Source organism: Legionella maioricensis (genome assembly GCF_023618015.1).
Taxonomy (GTDB): Bacteria; Pseudomonadota; Gammaproteobacteria; order Legionellales; family Legionellaceae; genus Legionella; species Legionella maioricensis.
This window is the reverse complement of the sequence record NZ_JAJKBJ010000012.1, coordinates 56,123-76,279: the sequence shown is the minus strand read 5'-3', so window position 1 is coordinate 76,279 and position 20,157 is coordinate 56,123. Positions and strand designations below refer to the sequence as shown.

Below are 20,157 nucleotides of genomic sequence, written 5' to 3'. Positions count from 1 at the left end.
GACAATCACCAAAAATTGTTTGCGCTTGACGGCTATGGACTACCTTCTAATTCACCAGCAAATAGAATAATAAAAATTAATTTTGAATGAATCAGATTTAGTGATAGATATTAAGAATATCATTTTTTCAGTGTATACTATAACTCGATTCTATATATAGGTTCTAATTTATGAGCTGGTTTAAAAAGCTATTACCATCAAGAATAAGAACAGAAACCTCACAAAAGAAAGGTGTTCCAGAGGGTTTGTGGGTTAAATGTTTGGGTTGCAATGAAGTTCTTTATAGTACCGAGTTGGCAAAAAATTTAATGGTTTGTCCTTCTTGTAATTTTCATCATAGGGTGTCTGCACGGGTTAGAATTGCCCAATTTCTTGATGAAGGGGGACAAGAGGAAATTGCTGCCAATTTAGAGCCTCTGGACAGACTGAAATTCCGGGATTCAAAAAAATATAAAGATAGAATATCTCAGGCTCAGAAAGCTACAGGCGAAAAAGAAGCCCTTATTGTGGTTAAAGGGACTCTATCGCAACAACCTGTAGTTGTCAGTGCTTTTGAATTTAACTTTATGGGTGGTTCTATGGGGGCCACTGTCGGTGAGAAATTTGTACGCGCAATCAACCTCGCGACAACAGAAAAAAGAGCTTATATTTGTTTTACCGCCAGTGGTGGAGCTCGCATGCAAGAAGGGCTTTTTTCTTTAATGCAAATGGCCAAAACCTCAGCCGCATTGGCTAAATTTGCAGAAACAGGGCTTCCATTCATGGTTGTTCTGACTGATCCTACTATGGGTGGGGTTTCGGCAAGTTTTGCCAGTCTTGGAGATGTCATTATTGCTGAGCCTAATGCATTAATCGGCTTTGCAGGTCCAAGAGTGATAGAACAAACAGTAAGACAAACCTTACCAGAAGGATTTCAACGCAGTGAGTTCCTGCTGGAGCATGGTCATATTGATATGATAGTTGAGCGTAAAAATCTTCGTTCTACTGTTTCGGAATTAGTATCAAAATTGACACGTAAAGGCACGGAGAATTTTTTTGCACAAACCCTGGAGTAATTGGGATTTAAACCAATGGTTAAATAGCCTGGAAAATAGGAATACTCAGGAAATACAGCTTGGTTTAACTCGAATATTGGAAGTGGCAGAAAGAATAAACGTGTGTGCGTTTGATTGTAAAGTCATTACTGTTGCAGGCACTAATGGAAAAGGATCAACCGTTAGTGCTCTCGAAAGAATCTATCACACGGCCGGTTACAAGGTAGGAGCTTATACCTCTCCCCATTTGATTCATTTTAATGAACGCATCCGAGTGAATCTAAAACCTATTTCGGATGAGGATTTATGTCAGGCGTTTAATTTTATTGAAGACGCTCGTGATTCTGTTCTTCTTACCTATTTTGAAATCACTACTCTTGCCGCATTACTTTATTTTAAGCAACAAAACCTGGATGTTATTATTTTAGAAGTGGGGTTAGGGGGACGATTGGATGCCACTAACATCATTGATGCAGATTTATCGATTATCACTACTATAGATTATGATCATCAAGATTATTTAGGCAGCACGCTAGAGAGCATAGGCTATGAGAAAGCAGGAATATTACGTCAGGGAAAACCATTTATTTATGCAGATAATAATCCGCCATCAAGCATTATCAAAGTAGCCAGAGATCTTGCAACTCCTTGTTATTTTTATGATACAGATTTTTCTATTGATCAACAGGGCGGTTGTTGGGAATTTAACTGGCGGGGAAAACGCATCAAAGAACTGCCCAAGCCAAAAATACAACTTAAATCGGCATCCGCAGCAATTATGGCTTGTTTGTTATTAGATCAGGAGCTGCCTGTATCTCAAAGACATCTCTCTTTGGCGATGGAGAAAGTAACTATTGCAGGGAGATTACAGTTTCATCAAGGCAGTATTAGTATTTTATATGATGTTGCTCATAATGGACAGTCAGCCAGACTGCTTGCTGAGACACTTAAATCAAAAGAAATAAATGGACAGGTGCACGCCGTTTTTTCAGCTTTAAAAGATAAAGATATTTTAGGTTTAATTTTTCCCTTAAAGGATTGTGTTGACCGATGGTATCCTGCACAATTAGATAATAAACGTGCTTCTAGCGCAAGTTTGTTATGCTCTATTTTTGAAGATGCAGAAATTTTTGTGGAAGTTTGTTATACTAGCCCCCTTATTGCTTTTCAAAAAGCATTAAGTCAAGCTACGGCTGGAGACTTAATTGTGGTTTACGGGTCATTTTTTACGGTTGGTCAAGTAATGGCTGCCCAACATAACATCTTGGAGCAGAAGGAGATTCTATGAAACTGGTAATGGATGAGAAGCTTAAACATCGTTTAGTCGGATTGGCTGTTATTCTTTCATTAGGAGCCATTTTCGCTCCTGCTGTGATGAAGAAATCAAGTCAACATGTTGATGGTAATTTTAGTGTTAATGTGAAATTACCCCCAAAGCCATTGGCTCCGGATGTAGTTTTAACTGATGAAAAAGAAGTGTTTAAAACTATTAAAGTAGCTAAAGTAGAAATTCCTTCTGTCTCGGAAAAAAGACAGTTAACTGAACTTGTAAAAGCAGAACCTGTTAAATCTGATTTAATTAATGCCAATCCAAAGCCAGACGTTAAAGTTGCTGCGAATTCTAATGCTGCACCTGTCCATCTTGCTGTAAATGAAGCGGCTAATAATACGGCTAAAAAAATAATTAAAGTAGCTAATCCACAGCCTGCTAAACCTCCTGTAGCCGTTGCTTTGAAACAAAAAGCGGTCACCAAGGTGGTTCCTGTTACCAAAGTGGCTCAAGCTAATAATAAGCCATCAATCAGAAAAGATATTTACGCAGTACAATTAGCTTCTTTTTCGCAATTAGCTAATGCTCAAACCTTGGTTAATAAATTACATAGTAAAGGCTATAAGGCTAACTTTATCCGAACTAAAGGAAAACAAGGGCCTGTTTATAAAGTTTATGTAGGGCATTCACCCCGTAAAACCGATGTAATGAAACTAAAAACCCAATTAGCCAGTGCAATGCAATTAAATGGCTTCGTTGTGAATACTGGAGTTAGCTAGCCATGTTGCAGTGGATTGATATAGGCATAATTGTAGTTATCGGATTATCAGTATTAACGGGCTTATTTAGGGGTTTTGTTAAAGAGCTTGTGGCATTATGTGTTTGGATCTTGGCTTTTTGGTTGGCATTTACCTACTGCCAAAGCCTGGATCCTTGGTTAAAGTCATATATAAAAGAGCAATCTGCGCGGACCGCAGTAGGATTCGTTATTATTCTTTTTGCGACCTTGCTGGTTGGTGGCGTTGTCAATGCTATATTAAGTTTCATATTGAAGCGTGCTGGCTTAAGTGGAACAGATAAAACTTTAGGTATGCTCTTTGGTTTTATAAGAGGCGTCTTTATTGTTGCTTTGATTATGGTAGCAGCTAAAATGACCTCTTTACCTTATCAGCAGTACTCTAAGGAATCGATGCTCTATGCTCGCTTTGATCCAGCAGTCGATTTGATTTATGCTCACTTACCTGAATTTATAAAAAAAATGCAGGACGTCGATAAAACTGAAAAGATAACTGAAAATATTATCGATACAGTTCCTGTTGCTTAATATATTCACCTACTTCTTTAGGTAACTTGGTTTCTACGGGCTTATTTTTTTTTAGCTCTTCTCTAATATGAGTAGAAGAAATTTCATAGTTACCTGCATCAAATAAATAAATAGTCCCGGCAGGTTTGATTAATAAGTCCGTTTTAATTTCAGTTTTATGTTCTGTCAGCAGCATTTTTATGGCTTCTGGCATGGGGTAAGTCGAAAATTGATTTCTATTAATAACGAGCAGATTGGCTAATTTAATTATTTTTTCCCATTGATACCATTGGGGTAACGATAAAAATGCATCGTATCCCATAATTAAAGTAATTGCGGCATCTGTATTTTCTTTTCTAAAGCTTGCTAATGTCTCAACCATATAAGAAGGGGAGTCGCGTTTTATTTCACGTAAGTCCAGCTTAAAATCAGGATGGCTTTTTATCGCTAATTGAAGCATTTCAATTCTTTGCTGAGTGTTAGCGCAAGTTGGTGGTTTTAGCGTAGGGGTTTTGCAGGGAAGAAAAAAGTAGTCGTCAAAATTAAAATTGGATTGAATGAACAGGCTTGTTTGTATATGTCCATTATGTACCGGATCAAAGGTTCCACCTAAAATAGCTATACTACGCATACAGTTCCTATACACAGAGAAAGAGTTAGTCTTTCTAAAGCATTCCATACTTGAGTATTCAAATTTGATTTAATCTGTTCGTCAATAGATTTACAGAAATATAATAGCTGCTCTAACAAGGCATTAGTTAATCTTTTGATACTTGATTGATAGAGATTAATACGCTGAGGCCATATTTTTAACTGATTGCAAGCAGCTTTAAAGTCTGTATTTTGCTGAATAGCAAAGGATAATTGTAATAGTACTCTTATTTCCTGGGTAAGTATCCATAAAACTAATGTCACTTCTGTTTTATTATTTGCAGCTTGTCTTAATATATGAATTGCTTTATCCGCCTGTCCCATTAAACATGCTTCAACCAATTCAAAAAGAGAGTGAGCGCATTGATCGGATAAGTGCTCCAATGCCAGTTGAGAATTAATTTGACGGTTTGAAGCATTAGACAAGGCAATTTTTTCTATAACTTGCGCACAAGCCAGCATATTTCCTTGAGTGTACTGATAAATTAAATCAGGTATTTGTTGTTCAACAGTGAGGGCATTTTTTTTAAATTGGTTGGCAATCCACTGTTTCATCAACTCTGTATTCAGTGGATATGCTACTACAAGCACAACATGTTCGCTATTGTATAACCACTGTAATTGTTTTGCCGGAATGTTAGGTGCTCTGATAATTATAAAACAACGGGAATTAATTACTTTTAGGTATTCGGTCAGGATTTTTTTACCTGTTGCGTCGATTGATTTTTTATCATAAAAAATATTTAGCAGGACTGTATCTGAAAATAATGAATAACTATTGGCCTCTTCTAAAACAGTAGTCCAATCCTCGGTTGATTGTACGGAAATGACCTTTTCATCGTAATCATAAGATTTTTTTATAGCGGACTTTATGGTATCTAAACTTTCTTCAAGAAGATAATGCTCCTGGCCAATAAGGACATAGAGGGGGGCTATTTTTTTTTGTATCTGCTGGGCGAGCATTTGTTGTTTAATTTGCATTCTGTTTCTTATTGGTCCAATGACGAAAAATGATGTATCTTATTCCAAAGAACTATTGTAACTCGTATGAAGAGAAAGAGTAATATGAGAAAGGAATTATCAGAGTTCTGTATGGTGTTTTTGTATCCCATGAACTGGAGGCGGGGCCATTACCATTGTTAGCTTGCGTGTAATCATTCCAGAACATGTCTATTTCGTCTTTGCGAGCCTTGCGAAGCAATCCAGATGATGCTTCGTTGAGCATTGAAACTAGATTGCCTCACTTCGTTCGCCACGACGACCGATTTTGCCAGGGAATTCGAAGAAGGACATACCCCCTAAGCAATTACTCTTTGGATTGGGGAGAAAATCTAACGGAATAACGCGAAACAAGTCGCAGGCTGCCAAAGGAAATTGGCAAGCTGAGTAAAAGAACAGTTATTTCCGACTTAAGCGATTAATGATTTGAATTACTGCTTCCCTTCTCATTTCGCTAATTAGAACGGTTTCTTCTTCATTGGAACCTAAAATGCGATCATTATTAACGGTGAGCTGACGGCTTACTGCAACGAATCTTGGGGCTTTAATTATTTGGCCTTTCGAGGTCTGCAACATAAACTCTATAGTCAAGATAAGTTGATATTGTCTTGGATTGGTACTTGCGCCAACACTGACTATTTGCTGTTGAAAAGTAGTTTTATTAATTATGAGCCAATACTTGGCAAGAGCTGGTTCAGGGTTAACTTCGACTTTATATCCTTCTAGTTGCGATTTTAGTAAAGAAACCAGTTCTTTATTTCCATCCTTGGAAATAATAGAAACGTTATTCAGCCATTCGGGTACATCGATTAAACCACGTAAATGAAAGCCACAAGCGGATAAAAGAAGGGCTAAAATGAGTGGAAAAACCTTTTTCTTCATCTTAACCGACAACCAGATTGATTAACTGTCTATGAGCAACAACAATAGCTTTTTTTATTGTTTTATCTACCAGAAAATCTTGGGCATGTTGCCTAGCAGTTTCAATCAGCACCTCTTCTGTCGCATCTACGCTGGCAGTAAATTGAGCTCTTAGTTTGCCATTCACTTGTACCACAAAGTCAACTTCATCAGTCTTTAACGCACCTTTATCAACTCTAGGCCAAGGGGCGTCAATAATTGCTTTTTCAAAACCTAACTGTTGCCATAAATGGTGACAGATATGGGGTGTAATAGGAGCAAGCAACCTAAGAATGATGCTCATACTGGAGTGAACAAAAAACTTATCTTCTTCTGTCTCTATAGAGTAACTGGATATCTCATTGAAGAGCTTCATACATCCCGAGACAACGGTATTGAATTGATTACGCTCATAATCATTGGTCGCTTGGGCTAGAGTTTGATGAACCACGTGACGCGATTTTTTTAATCGACTCTCAGCATGCTGCCAATCAACATGACCATTGCCGCTTAAAATAATGTCATTAATATCAATGAGCATATTTAAGTGTTGATGAGCAAATGCCCATAAGCGTTTGAGGAAGCGATGAGCGCCTTCTACAGCAGTGTCAGACCACTCTAGTGATTGTTCAGGCGGCGCAGCAAACATAACAAATAGACGCGCGGTGTCTGCACCATAGGTATTAATCAGATGATTGGGATCAACAACATTTCCCACGGACTTGGACATTTTATGTCCATCTTTTAAAACCATGCCTTGTGTTAGCAGGGCCTTAAAAGGTTCATCGGAGTTAACCAGGCCTTCATCACGCATTAATTTGTGAAAAAAACGCGCGTAAAGCAAGTGCATTACCGCATGTTCTATTCCGCCAATATATTGATCTACTGGTGTCCAATATTTTGCTCTATCATCAAGCATCGCATTTTCCTGGCCTTTACAGGCAAAGCGAGCATAATACCAAGAGGATTCAACGAAGGTATCAAAAGTATCTGTTTCACGGCTTGCATCCTGACCGCATTTGGGACACGTGACGTTAACAAATTCATTGCATTGAGCAAGAGGAGAACCCGCTCCTGTAAATTGGACGTTTTCTGGCAGTACTACTGGAAGCTCCTCATCGGGAACAGGCACTACACCACATTGTTCGCATAGAATCATTGGTATAGGCGTACCCCAATAGCGTTGTCTTGATACACCCCAATCACGAAGCCGATAATTAATAGTCGCTTTACCCGCGTCATGCTCTTCCAGATAATCTGTTATGGATTGAATTGCTTGGGACGAGTGTAATTTATCAAATTGAGCAGAATTAATTAGAGTACCTTCACCGGTATAGGCTGATTGAGTGAGGTCGTGTTTGACGCCATTTTCAGGTTTAATTACTTCAATAATAGGTAAGTTATATTTTTGAGCAAACTCCCAATCTCTTTGATCGTGAGCGGGTACTGCCATCACTGCTCCAGAACCGTATTGCATCAACACAAAATTAGCAGCCCAAATGGGTAATTCTTTGCCCGTTATAGGATGAATGGCAGTCATACCGGTTGCAATACCACGCTTTTCCATGGTTGCCAGCTCTGCTTCAGCCATTTTTGTACCTTGACAACTGTCAAGGAATGCCTTCACTTCTGGATTATTAGCCGCGGCTTCTTTTGCTATAGGATGATCTGTCGCAACTGCAAGATACGTTGCTCCCATTAAAGTATCGGGGCGCGTCGTGTAAATTTTTACCCGTTTAGGATAATTAGTCACACTGAAATGGATTTCAGTCCCAATTGAGCGACCAATCCAATTACGTTGCATCTGTTTTACTTGAGATGGCCACTCATCAAGGGTGTCCAGAGAATTGAGCAGTTCGTCTGCATAAGAGGTTATTTTAATAAACCATTGAGAAATTTCTTTTCTCTCTACTAATGCACCAGAGCGCCATCCTCGTCCATCGACGACCTGTTCATTAGCTAAAACAGTTTGATCAACGGGGTCCCAATTAACCACAGCGTTCTTTTTGTAGACCAGACCTTTTTCAAATAACCGAATAAAAAACCATTGTTCCCAACGGTAATATTCGGGATCACAAGTTGTGATTTCGCGTTTCCAATCATAAGCATTGCCCAGACGTAAAAACTGCTCTTTCATTGCAGCTATATTTTTTCTCGTCCATTCAGCAGGGGGTATTCCATTTTTGATAGCAGCATTTTCAGCTGGCAAGCCGAAAGCATCCCAGCCTATAGGCTGGAGAACATTTTTTCCTAAAGCGCGCTGATAGCGAGAGATAACATCTCCAAGAGTATAGTTACGAACATGTCCCATATGTAAGGTTCCGCTAGGATAGGGGAACATAGACAAACAATAAAACTTCTCTTTGTTTAAATCTTCAGTAACATTAAACGACTGTTTTTTATGCCAATATTGCTGGGCTTGTTCTTCAACTTCTTGGGGTTTATAGGTATTATCCATAGTCCAATTAATCAAGTGACGGTGAAGCGCTAGGATAACCCCTCTTGTCCTCGCCAGCAATAGATTATTTCTTCGTAAATTGACGAAGCTGCAAAATCAGTATGAATATTATAAATAATGAGCAAAATATAATCGAAGGGTAGTCGTACCAAATGACCCATGGAGTCGCTCCTTCAGCAGGAAAAATTTCTCCTTCCAAAATTCCAGAGCTGAATGGGGGTAATCCTTCAACTATATCACCGTTATTATTGATGACCGATGACAAACCATCATTATTCACCACTATCTGAAATCGTCCTGTCAGTAAGGAAAGAACTTGAGCCATTTGCAGCTGTTGATAACTTGCTAAAGAACGGCCAAACCAGCCATTATCGCTGATTGAAACAATCCATCGCGCCAAAGGCATCTGATGCCTTAGCAGATTAGGATAGGCAATTTCATAACAGATCAGGCTGGCAATGGGATTATCTGCAATTTTTATTAATTGTTGATCTTTTTTTCCGGGTAAAATATTGGGTTCCGGTAAATTAAACCATCGGTTTATAGCGACAAATGGTGCTGGTATGTATTCTCCAAAAGGAACCAATCGTTGTTTAAAGTGTTCCCCCTGGGCTTGTCCCAAGCTAATGACGGAGTTGTAATAATAAGTTTCATTGTCATTAGCTGGCTGTAATATCCCGAGCATGAGCGCGCTTTTTGCTTTTAAGGCTTTTTTATTGAGTTTCAGCAAATATTCATCGAGATAGCTCGCGGGTAAGGGGATAGCTGACTCAGGTAAAATTATTAATTGTTTGCCCAGCAGTTTATCAATAGCCTGCCCATAAAATTTTAATAAACTCCAGAAAAGACTATCATCCCACTTATCCCGCATTGATAGGTTTGCTTGAATAACCCCGATAGTCACGGGATCTTTTTTTACCTCAGTCCAATGAATGTTTTTTCCAAGAGAGGGGGTAATCAGGATTAGAACAAATAAAATAAGATAGTAATATCGTTTGATGGAGTTTTCACGGACAGCGATTGTTAATAAACCAGCTGTAAAAGAACAAAATAAACTTAATCCATAAATTCCCAAAAGAGGTGCAAGGTAACGTAAAGGCGTATCAATCTGAGTAGTACCAATCAATAACCAGGGAAAACCGGTAAACAGATTTGCTCGAATAAATTCACTAAGACACCATAAGGAGCTGAACAAAAGGATACTTAATAACTTATCGTGATTGGATTGCAATAATTTAAAAACATAGGATACTGAAGCCGGGAATAAAGAAAGATAAAATACAAAAATAAGGGTAGTTAATCCTGACAAAAAATAATTTAATTGACCATAGTCATGAATACTAATAATAACCCAGGAAACACCAAAGCCAAAATATCCCACCCCAAAAATGAAGCCTAAAGTAAAGCTTTTTTTCGCAGAGCAGTTTAATAGTGCAGAGAACAGGAAGGCCAGACTCAAAATGGTAATACCTGGCATATGAAACGGAGCAAAACCAAGCGGCGCTAATAATCCGGTGATAAATATAAAAATATAGAGAGTATATTTTGATCTGATTACAGCATCGAAAAATTCAGAATTGGTTAAAGCGGCTTGCTTCATGGGATAATCAAATAGATTAAAGTGGCCAAGATAAATGACTACGGCACTCAGGTCAAGAATTATAGAAGGGAATCAGCGATTAGGACAAGAGATGTAGTTGGAAATATCACTTTAATCCGCCAATTATCTCTATTCAATGCTTAATATTTTGTGTAGGATTATCTCGTTTTACAAAGGAGAGGGATTGTATGTACAACGTAATGATTACTGGTGCTGGGAAGATAGGAAGCTTAATTGCTTGTTTATTGGCTGATAGTGGCTCTTATCAAGTTCATTTGGCCGATGTCGAATTTAGTGGATCGGATGTAAAAAGATTATTAGCCGCATTACCTGAAATTAAAACGGTTGCGTTGGATGTTAAAGATGAACAGTCAACAGAAGCCTATCTAAAAAAACATAATATTATCGCAGTTATTTCAAGTTTACCTTACTTTTTAAACACCTATGTGGCACAAGCTGCAAAGGCTGCAAAAGCGCATTATTTTGATTTAACCGAGGATACCTCCGTTACCGATGCTGTTAAAGCCATTGCTGAAAATGCTGAGACTGCATTTGTTCCTCAATGTGGATTAGCTCCTGGATTTATCAGTATCGCTGCAAATAGTCTGATGCAGGAATTTGAACAATGCTTTCATGCTAAATTACGCGTAGGTGCTTTGCCACAGCGAGCGAATAATGCACTTCAATACTCGTTAACCTGGTCAACTGATGGGGTAATAAATGAGTATGGAAACCCTTGTTATGGTATTGAGGGTGGAAAAGCAGTAATAATGGCACCTCTTGAAGGTTTAGAGGCGATTCAGATAGATGGTTGTGAATATGAAGCATTTAACACTTCGGGCGGTTTAGGAAGTTTGGCTGAGTTGTATTTTGGCAAAGTGCAAACCATGAATTATAAGACCATGCGTTATCCTGGTCATTGTGAAAAAATGCGTTTACTTATGAATGACTTACGGTTAAACGATGACCGAGTTACCTTAAAGCGAATTCTCGAAAATGCAATTCCTAAAACGTACCAGGATATCGTTATTGTCTATGTTACGGTAGAAGGAATTAAACGCGGTGAGCTGACGGAAAAAAGCTATGTGAAAAAAGTGTATCCTGAAGTAATTCGCGGTTTGGAATGGTCTGCTATTCAAGTCAGTACCGCGTCAGGTATCTGCGCTGTAGTTGATTTGGTATTAGGGCAATCTAATGAGTATAAGGGACTGATTTTGCAAGAAAAATTCAAATTATCCAGTGTATTGGAGAATCGGTTCGGTAAATACTACGCTTAGGAGCTCTTTATGGAATTATTAAATCAGCTTAAAATTCAGTCTATCAATCCTGGTGCCTTTAGTGGCCAGGGTTGGCACAGTGAAAATCATCAAAGGACTTTAGTTTCGTATAGTCCAGCAAACGGCCAGAAACTTGCAGAAATTGCTACCTGTTCTATGAGCGATTATGAGCAGGTAATGAGCCGAGCGGTGCAAGCGGCTCAAGCCTGGAAAAAAGTTCCTGCTCCTAAACGCGGAGAAATTATAAGGCAAATTGGTCAGGCCTTAAGAGAGCAAAAAGACAGCTTGGGAAGTTTGGTTTCTTTGGAAATGGGGAAATCCAAACAAGAAGGGGATGGCGAAGTACAGGAAATGATTGATATTGCCGACTTTGCTGTTGGTCAATCCCGCATGCTGTATGGAAACTCCATGCATTCAGAGCGTCCATATCATCGAATGTATGAGCAATGGCATCCTTATGGGATTATAGGCGTTATTTCTGCGTTTAACTTTCCTGTTGCTGTTTGGGCGTGGAATGCATTTTTAGCTGCAATATGTGGAAACGTCACTTTATGGAAGCCCTCTGCAAAAACACCTCTTTGCGCTGTAGCCGTACAGTATATTTGTAATCAGGTTTTAAAGAAAAATGATTGTCCTGAGATATTCAGTTTAATAATTCCCAGCTCGCATGATGTTGTTGATGCTATGGTTAATGATACTCGTATTCCGCTCATTTCCTTTACCGGTTCTACTGCTGTAGGAAAACAAGTTTCGGCGAAAGTCGCCGCCCGATTAGGTAAAACCATTCTGGAGTTGGGTGGAAATAATGCAATTATTCTCGATGAGTCAGCCGACCTGCACTTGGCGATCCCTGGTGTGGTTTTTGGCGCAGTAGGAACTGCAGGACAGCGCTGTACTACAACACGCCGATTATTTGTTCATGAATCCAAGTACCACGATGTAATAAAAAGATTACAGCATGCTTATGAACAAATAACCATTGGCGATCCTCTTGATGAACGTAATTTAATGGGGCCTCTCATTGATCAGGAAGCGGTTGAACAATTTAAAAAAGCCGTTGTCAGAATAAAAGAAGCAGGCGGTCAAATAGTGTTTGGTGGTGAAGTATTAAAACAATCAGGCTCTTTTGTCCAACCTACTTTGGTTGTCGATGTGAAAAACCATTGGGACATTGTTCAAGAAGAAACTTTTGCGCCTATTTTATATGTTATGTCTTATAGTTCTCTAGATGAAGCGATTGAGTTGCAAAATGGTGTTCCCCAAGGACTATCTTCGGCTTTGTTTACACAAGATTTAAAAAATGCAGAACGTTTTTTAAGTGCCTGGGGAAGCGATTGTGGTATCGCGAATATTAATATTGGTACTTCAGGTGCAGAAATAGGCGGCGCATTCGGTGGTGAAAAAGAAACTGGAGGTGGTCGTGAATCGGGGTCTGATTCATGGAAAGCCTATATGCGACGTCAAACGAATACAATAAATTGGGGGGATGAACTGCCCCTGGCTCAAGGTATTCGATTTACTCTGTCTTAAAAAGGTTAAATAATTTATAGGCTAAGGATTTTGTACCTCAATCCGTTCGAGCTGAGGAGACGTTTACGTCGTCTCGAAGCTTATGCACCAAGGCTTCGAGACGGTGCTATCGCACCTCCTCAGGTCGAACGGGATCACGGTAGTCCTTAACTTAATGATCGTTTACATGGGCCTATGTTCTACATCAGGATTAATTATTTTTTCACGACAAAAAAGAGGATACAATAATGCAGGAACCTTTTTTTATAAAGAAAGTCGCGGTTTTAGGTGCAGGGGTTATGGGGGCACAAATAGCTGCGCACTGCGTTAATGCAGGCATAGAGACTTTATTATTCGATTTAGCAGCCAAAGAAGGACCTGCTAATGGCTTAATTGACAAAGCAATCGTTAATTTGGGAAAACTAAAGCCAGCACCTTTAGCCACTGCTCAAACTGCTGCTTTGCTCAAAGCTCGAAACTACGAACAGAATCTTGCAGATTTATCCTCATGTGACTTAATCATCGAAGCCATAGCTGAGCGTATTGATTGGAAAGAAGATTTATATAAACGTATTTCACCTTATTTAACTGAAAAATCAATTTTGGTGAGTAATACTTCCGGCCTTAGTATTAATTCTTTATGTGATGTTTTGCCAAAACAGCACCGTGAACATTTTTGTGGGGTTCATTTTTTTAATCCTCCTCGTTATATGCATCTTGCTGAATTAATTCCAGCTCAAACTACCTCTAAAAAAATGATGGATAACCTGGAAACCTGGTTAACCAGTCATTTAGGTAAAGGAGTGGTTAGAGCTAAAGATACGCCTAATTTTATTGCCAATCGTATTGGTGTTTTTTCATTATTAACTACCTTACATCATACCCTTGCCATGGATATGGGGCTGGATGAAGTGGATGCCTTAACAGGACCTTTGCTGGGCAGACCGAAATCTGCAACGTTTCGTACCATGGATGTTGTAGGTCTTGATACAATGCAACACGTGGTTCATACCATGCAACAGCAATTAAAAGATGATCCCTGGCATCCTCATTTTAAATTGCCTGAGTGGTTAAGTGGATTAATTAAAGAAGGACATTTAGGACAAAAATCCGGTCAGGGAATTTACAGAAAAAATGGTAAGGTCATTGAGGTTTATGATATTAAATCAGGTAATTATCGACCGTCAAAATCAGAAATAAGTGATGAGTTGAACGCGATCATGAAAAATACGGATCCTGTCGCTCGCATGAAAGGTCTAATCAATTCGAGTAATAAGCAAGCGCAATTTCTGGCAGCCTGCTTTAAAGACTTATTTCATTATTGCGCGTTTCATTTAGAGGACATTGCTGATAATGTCAGAGATGTAGATTTAGCTATTCGATGGGGTTTTGGTTGGATGCAAGGGCCTTTTGAAACCTGGCAATTAGCTGATTTGCAGCAGATGACTCAATTTATTAGTCAGTCCATTGAAGCAAAAACCACTTTAAGTACTGCTAAATTACCAGGCTGGTTAGCAGAAATCCAAGCCTTTTATACTCGGGATGGTGCTTATTCTCCTCAACAAAACGAATATCAGTCCAGAAGTAAATTGCCTGTTTATCAACATCAATTTTTCCCTGATAGAGTTTTGAAGGAATCTGTTTACTCCACCCCTTATATTTACGAAAACGAAGGTGTTTGTTTGTGGCATCTAAAAGATGATGTTGCTGTGGTTAACTTTAACAGCAAGGCGAATACCGTTGGACAGGCAGTTCTTGATGGCTTGTATGAAGCTTTAGAGTTGGCAGAAAAACAGTGCAAAGGGTTAATCATCTATCAGCATGATGCTTCTAATTTTAGTTCCGGTGCGGATTTGCGTGGTGTTTCTATGCTCATTCAGGAAAAGAAAATGCAGGAGCTGGAAGCAATGATTGTTCAATTCCAACAGGTGGCCATGCGTTTAAAATACAGTGCCATTCCCACTGTTGCGGCTTTACGAGGTCGTGCTTTAGGTGGGGGTTGTGAGTTAATGATGCATTGTGACACGGTAGTTTCAGCTTTTGAATCCTATCCTGGTTTGGTCGAGGTGGGGGTTGGTGTCATTCCTGCAGGAGGTGGTTGTAAGGAAATGGCAATGCGCGCTGCTCATCAGGCACAGCAGGCTGATTTAATGACTTTTCTTCAAGTATTCTTCCAACAAATTGCTACGGCTCAAGTTGCGGGAAGCGCCCCTGATGCACTGCAAATGGGCTATTTGCGCAGTACCGACACTGTTGTAATGCATGCCGATGAAGTTTTATATGCGGCATTAGCAAAAATTAATGCCATGCAAGCAGCGAATTATCTTCCCCCGTTACAAAAGAAATTTAAAGTTGCAGGGATTGAAGGACACGCACGGCTGCAAGCAGGCTTGGTAAATTGGTTAGAAGGAGGCTTTATTTCCCAACATGATTATTTCCTGGCTAATGAATTGGCAGCAGTTCTTTGTGGTGGAAATCTCAATCAAGGCACTTTGGTCGATGAGAATTGGGTATTGAAGTTGGAAAGAGAAGCATTTATTAAACTTGCGGCAATGCCATTAACCCAGGCACGAATCAGTCACTTATTAGAAACTGGTAAACCACTGCGCAATTAAGCAAGGAGATTGAGTTATGACTAATGTATATATAGTTGATGTATTGCGCACTCCGGTTGGTAAAGCACCGAGAGGCGTTTTTAAGCATACATTACCAGACGATTTATTGGCACATACTATAAAAAGTTTAACCCATAGACATCAATCAATAGATTGGCACGAAATCGGAGATGTAGTGATTGGTTGTGCTATGCCTGAAGCAGAGCAGGGGATGAACGTAGCGCGTATCGCTTCTTTATTAGCTGATTTGCCCGAGTCTGTTCCCGCAATGACCATTAACCGATTTTGCTCTTCTGGAGTACAAAGTATTGCTACTGCCGCAGGGTCCATCCTTAACGGTGATATTCACCTGGCCCTTGGTGGTGGCGTTGAAAGTATGTCTATGGTGCCTTTGGGGGGTAATAAATATACGGCTAATCCTTCGATATTTAATAAGGAAGATGTTGCTATTGCCTATGGAATGGGAATCACTGCTGAAAATGTTGCCAAACGCTGGGATATCACTCGTGAACAACAAGATGAGTTTGCTGCCGAAAGTCATAAGAAAGCTATAGCGGCGCAAAAGAGTGGGTATTTTAAAGAGGAAATCAGCCCTATAGAAATTACTATCAGACAAGCAGACCTGGAAACTTCCTCCGTAGTTGTAAAGAAAAAATTGATTAGTGAAGATGAGGGACCTAGAGCTGATACTTCTTATGAGGCGATTGCTCGATTAAAACCTGTTTTTGCTGCCCGAGGTTCAGTTACAGCAGGAAATAGTTCACAAACCAGTGATGGGGCAGGTATTGCCTTGCTGGCAAGTGAGCAGGCTTTAAAGCAATATAATTTGAAGCCAATGGGGCGATTACTGAGTTTTGCTGTTGCCGGGGTTCCACCAGAGATTATGGGGATAGGTCCGATTCAAGCAATTCCGCTTGCTTTAAAACGTGCTGGCATTCGTTTAGATCAATTAGATTGGATAGAACTTAATGAAGCATTTGCAGCTCAGGCATTAGCAGTAATTAAAGAGCTTAATCTGCCCAGAGACAAAGTAAATCCTTTAGGTGGCGCTATTGCTTTAGGCCACCCATTAGGTGCTACAGGGACGATAAGAACCGCAACTCTATTACATGGCTTGAAAAGAACTAAGGGTCGATATGGAATGGTAACAATGTGTATCGGTACAGGCATGGGAGCTGCTGCTGTATTTGAAGCATTGTAATAAGAAGGTAATCCGTGGCGCGGTGTAGTATGGGATTTCTCTGACTTTTTGTTAAGGATGCAGAATAGATAATCTCATATTACAGTGTGTCAGTGTGAGCTATGCACGTTGAAATTAAATGGAATTAAAATTAAGGTGATAGAATGTTTTTATTTCGCCCCCATAAAGCTCAATATTTAAATTTACAGAAAAAAATAGAAGCATTAGAGTCAGAGTTGTCTTCTTATTTGGAATCTTTATCAACGAAGAGTGTTAGTTTCCCTTACGCTAAGTTACATGATTTACATGTAGAAATTAATTCCATAAGAAACAATAATGTAAAAGCCCTATTATTGGGGGCTCTTAATGAAAAAATTGTTGGGAGACTTTACCATTACAGTCCAAAATTATTTCCAATGTATCAATCTATCCAAGACCAAATTACTGAATTAACTGCCAATGAACAAACGACTTTTGATTGCTTCTAAAAAAGATGGCGCATTTTTAGACCTAACTTTTAGTGATAGACGTATGCGGCAAGCATGTGCTTATTGAACATGCATAGGAATGAATCATTTTCCGTACTCTTGTTTTTCTAAATCCAGCTTTCATTAGCAGTAAAAACGACAGTTAACCAACGTTGGGGACTTTCTCCCCCCATTGCGTCTGCTATTTCGTGACGAATTACATCTAATGTTTCCACACTGTTAATTGAATAGCCAGGAGGTACTACTATATGAATTTCAATAAATTGGGCACGCCCAATTTTAGCAACGTAGCTTGAATAGGTCTTAAATTCATGTCGTACAATTAATGCATCTAAAAATTGCCTTACTTTCTCATCAAGACTAAATGGGGCAATAAGAAAAATATCACGCATGGCATTGCGTACGGTCGGCATGGGTACAAAAATTAAAAAAATTGAAAGGATAGCTAAAACAAGAGGATCAACGTAAGGAGTAAGATATTGGTAGCGACTTCCTTCCATAAATTGGGCAATAGCAAAGGCCACTAAGAGAGATAATGAAATGGATCCGGACATTAGCCAACTGTGTGCATCAAGTCTCAAGAACTCGGAATTCACCTTGAGATTTTTATGTCGTATATAACCATACATACTCATGGATAAAACAGACATCAACAGGGCAATAACTAATGCCAGGTCAAAGTTCATTTCTCGGCCACCAGACAACAAGCTACCGATGGCGTTGATTAATGCATAGGCGGAGAGCAAAATGAGCACGCTTCCGTTGAAGACAAGGACCATGGGCTCAACGTGCCAATAACCATATTGAAATCGGCGGTTACCTTCACTGGTTAACAGACGGGTGACGAAAAAGGCGAGGATTGACATGACAGCATCAATCATATCAAACATACCATCAAATACGATGGCTAATGAGCCAGATAATAAGCCAAATACGATACCGACTATTGATAAGAAACAAGTCACTACGATGGATCTTTTTAGAATAAGCTGTTCATTTAGTCCCTCCGTAATATTCGTCATCGTTACCTCCTTACCATAAATAGTTGAGATTTGTAATTTTAGTTGAATTATCATCAACTATTACCACTTGTTATACCTGCATTCTATCTTCTTTGAGATTGTTTATGTTAACTAATAATCAAAATAGAAATTTTTCTCTTAATTTCTCTGTAAATAGAGTATGTCAGATTTAGATATATAGAACTATCTTATCAGATATAGTGTATTGTTAGTCTTGCCTTTATTTATAATTAGATTTACTCTTTTTCTCGACATTATAATTGGATTATTAATTCAAAATTTGAAGCCCCTTAAGCCAAGCCCTTTTATATAAACACTGTTTCGGTGTCATTAAAATTTGAATAATAGATAGTTAGACTGATACATCGAGAAAACTCGAATATACAAAGTTGTTTTATTAACGAAAAATAGAATAGGGATGCTTCAATGATTTATGGAGAAGGAAAGTACGGCTCTACCACAATAATCCGATGTTTAATGATACGATTTTTTATGTGCATGGGTTCATTTTTTCTGTTATCTGTCTCCCAAGCAGGAGTCCCTTTATGGACATTTACTCCCCTGACGGCAACAAAGGTATCGGTTTCAGTCAGTGGGACTGCCATTATCCAATATATTGTTACCAATCAATCAAGAAAGTCGCACACTTTGGTGATGGCTCCAATTACAGGCATCAGTCAAATCACTGGTGGGAGTTGTGATAATCCGTTTATTTTAGGCCCTCAGAAATCGTGCACTTTAACGCTTCAGGTTACAGGCCGTACACTTCAGGGGAATGTAGTTGGTGGTCCCGTTGTCTGTCAGCAGGGAAATTTATTACAATGTTATCAACCCAGCGCATCCAAAAGGTTAAATATTAAGTTCGCGTCAGTTCCCAGCGAAACAACCCTTGCAGCAAGTATACCTTCGTTAGCATTGCAAACCAGTGGGGTAGCAAGGATTATCACTATCACTAACACGGGCACAGACATCGCAACTAACGTGACTTATAGTCTGTCACCCTCATTGCCAGCAGGCACAACCATAATGCCTGCCAGTTGCGGAACGCTTGCTCCAGCAGGTACTTGTGTCTTAACGATTACCCCAGGAGCAACCCCCAGTGCTATGCCGGGCGATACTAATCCAACCCCCATTAGCCTCACTATATCAGGAGATAATACCAATACGTTAACACCTACGATAAATATACTAACTTATGGTAGCGTGTATCAATCAGGGTTTATTTTTAATATTGATGATACCACACCAAATAGTGGCAGCATTGGGGGTACAGTTGCTGCACTCATAGATCAGGTCGCTCCCGCACCAAATGGCATTATTTGGAGCTCGAATGGAAATGGTGGAACTAGTGCTGATGCTGCTTTTGATGCCATACCTGGAATCTATCAGAATTCATCAACTCCTCTAGATGCCTGTAATGGCAATTTGGATGGAGCCTGTAATACTCGAGTGATTGTTAATTTTTATCCGGCAGTCAATTTGAATTTTTATGCAGCAGGCTTTTGTAAGGAGACGATTAGCGGCTATACAGATTGGTATTTGCCGGCTATTTGTGAAATGGGTTATGACAGCCTTAATATAGGAACTACCTGTGGTACCCAAGCTGTTCCTATATCACAAAACATGCAATCTAATTTGGTTAATAATGGCAATATTGGCGGTCTTGCTGGCAGTTACTGGGGATCTACTGAGGATGTGTTCAATATCCCGACCAACTCGTTCTTCCAAGACTTCACTTCTGGCAATCAGGGTAGTGGGGGTAAGAATTTTCAGATTGGCGTGCGTTGCGTCAGAGCCATTAGTGTCTCATGAGGATTACGGGGCTTATTAGTTCTGCTAAACTCCTTTTTA

The 20,157-nt window shown here is 39.4% G+C and carries 16 protein-coding genes; 10 read left to right on the top strand and 6 right to left on the bottom strand.

The features are described 5' to 3' along the window. The first annotated feature begins 170 nt into the window (after positions 1–170). The 4 genes from accD to LOX96_RS11025 are packed head-to-tail and all read left to right on the top strand — an operon-like array spanning position 171 to position 3,628. Positions 171–1,055, top strand: a complete 885-nt coding sequence (accD, locus tag LOX96_RS11040) for an acetyl-CoA carboxylase, carboxyltransferase subunit beta (protein WP_250421540.1) — start codon at positions 171–173, stop codon at positions 1,053–1,055. Then, a complete protein-coding gene (gene folC / locus LOX96_RS11035) occupies positions 1,036–2,322 on the top strand; it encodes a bifunctional tetrahydrofolate synthase/dihydrofolate synthase (protein ID WP_250421539.1) in 1,287 nt (428 codons plus the stop codon). Before accD ends, folC begins: the two co-directional genes overlap by 20 nt. Further along, positions 2,319–3,083: an SPOR domain-containing protein gene (locus LOX96_RS11030; protein ID WP_250421538.1), complete on the top strand. Its 765-nt coding sequence runs from the start codon at positions 2,319–2,321 to the stop codon at positions 3,081–3,083. Before folC ends, LOX96_RS11030 begins: the two co-directional genes overlap by 4 nt. A gap of 2 nt (positions 3,084–3,085) precedes the next feature. Beyond that, positions 3,086–3,628 (top strand): CvpA family protein, encoded by a 543-nt coding sequence (locus LOX96_RS11025; RefSeq protein ID WP_250421536.1) that lies wholly within the window; start codon positions 3,086–3,088, stop codon positions 3,626–3,628. On the opposite strand, the gene nadD is transcribed toward LOX96_RS11025, so the two are convergent. The 5 genes from nadD to lnt form a co-directional block, all read right to left on the bottom strand. Beyond that, complete coding sequence (gene nadD, locus LOX96_RS11020; RefSeq protein ID WP_250421535.1) at positions 3,603–4,238, bottom strand: nicotinate-nucleotide adenylyltransferase; 636 nt, start codon at positions 4,236–4,238, stop codon at positions 3,603–3,605. The two genes, LOX96_RS11025 and nadD, sit on opposite strands and share 26 nt — an antisense overlap. Next, on the bottom strand, positions 4,226–5,239 hold the full coding sequence (holA, locus tag LOX96_RS11015; RefSeq protein ID WP_250421534.1) for a DNA polymerase III subunit delta: 1,014 nt from the start codon (positions 5,237–5,239) through the stop codon (positions 4,226–4,228). Before holA ends, nadD begins: the two co-directional genes overlap by 13 nt. Before the next feature lie 417 nt (positions 5,240–5,656). After that, complete coding sequence (locus LOX96_RS11010) at positions 5,657–6,139, bottom strand: LPS-assembly lipoprotein LptE (RefSeq protein ID WP_250421533.1); 483 nt, start codon at positions 6,137–6,139, stop codon at positions 5,657–5,659. Position 6,140: 1 nt separating this feature from the next. Further along, positions 6,141–8,615, bottom strand: a complete 2,475-nt coding sequence (leuS, locus tag LOX96_RS11005; RefSeq protein ID WP_250421532.1) for a leucine--tRNA ligase — start codon at positions 8,613–8,615, stop codon at positions 6,141–6,143. A 64-nt stretch (positions 8,616–8,679) separates the two neighbouring features. Further along, the gene (lnt, locus tag LOX96_RS11000) at positions 8,680–10,215 is read right to left on the bottom strand and encodes an apolipoprotein N-acyltransferase (RefSeq protein ID WP_250421531.1); all 1,536 of its coding nucleotides are present in this window, start codon (positions 10,213–10,215) and stop codon (positions 8,680–8,682) included. 188 nt (positions 10,216–10,403) lie between these two features. Here lnt and LOX96_RS10995 point away from each other — a divergent pair, with 188 nt between their 5' ends. The 5 genes from LOX96_RS10995 to LOX96_RS10975 all read left to right on the top strand — a co-directional run bounded on the left by LOX96_RS10995 (position 10,404) and on the right by LOX96_RS10975 (position 17,284). Next, positions 10,404–11,492: a saccharopine dehydrogenase family protein gene (locus tag LOX96_RS10995; RefSeq protein WP_250421530.1), complete on the top strand. Its 1,089-nt coding sequence runs from the start codon at positions 10,404–10,406 to the stop codon at positions 11,490–11,492. Between the two features lie 9 nt (positions 11,493–11,501). Continuing rightward, the gene (gene amaB, locus LOX96_RS10990; protein ID WP_250421529.1) at positions 11,502–13,022 is read left to right on the top strand and encodes an L-piperidine-6-carboxylate dehydrogenase; all 1,521 of its coding nucleotides are present in this window, start codon (positions 11,502–11,504) and stop codon (positions 13,020–13,022) included. Positions 13,023–13,249: 227 nt separating this feature from the next. Next, positions 13,250–15,616, top strand: coding sequence for a 3-hydroxyacyl-CoA dehydrogenase/enoyl-CoA hydratase family protein (locus LOX96_RS10985; RefSeq protein WP_250421528.1), 2,367 nt, complete (start codon positions 13,250–13,252; stop codon positions 15,614–15,616). A gap of 16 nt (positions 15,617–15,632) precedes the next feature. Next, the gene (locus LOX96_RS10980; RefSeq protein ID WP_250421527.1) at positions 15,633–16,817 is read left to right on the top strand and encodes an acetyl-CoA C-acyltransferase; all 1,185 of its coding nucleotides are present in this window, start codon (positions 15,633–15,635) and stop codon (positions 16,815–16,817) included. 143 nt (positions 16,818–16,960) lie between these two features. Continuing rightward, a complete protein-coding gene (locus LOX96_RS10975) occupies positions 16,961–17,284 on the top strand; it encodes a hypothetical protein (protein ID WP_250421526.1) in 324 nt (107 codons plus the stop codon). A 107-nt stretch (positions 17,285–17,391) separates the two neighbouring features. On the opposite strand, the gene LOX96_RS10970 is transcribed toward LOX96_RS10975, so the two are convergent. Continuing rightward, positions 17,392–18,306, bottom strand: a complete 915-nt coding sequence (locus LOX96_RS10970) for a cation diffusion facilitator family transporter (RefSeq protein WP_250421525.1) — start codon at positions 18,304–18,306, stop codon at positions 17,392–17,394. A 426-nt stretch (positions 18,307–18,732) separates the two neighbouring features. Here LOX96_RS10970 and LOX96_RS10965 point away from each other — a divergent pair, with 426 nt between their 5' ends. After that, on the top strand, positions 18,733–20,118 hold the full coding sequence (locus tag LOX96_RS10965) for an Lcl C-terminal domain-containing protein (RefSeq protein ID WP_250421524.1): 1,386 nt from the start codon (positions 18,733–18,735) through the stop codon (positions 20,116–20,118). The last annotated feature ends 39 nt before the right edge of the window (positions 20,119–20,157 follow it).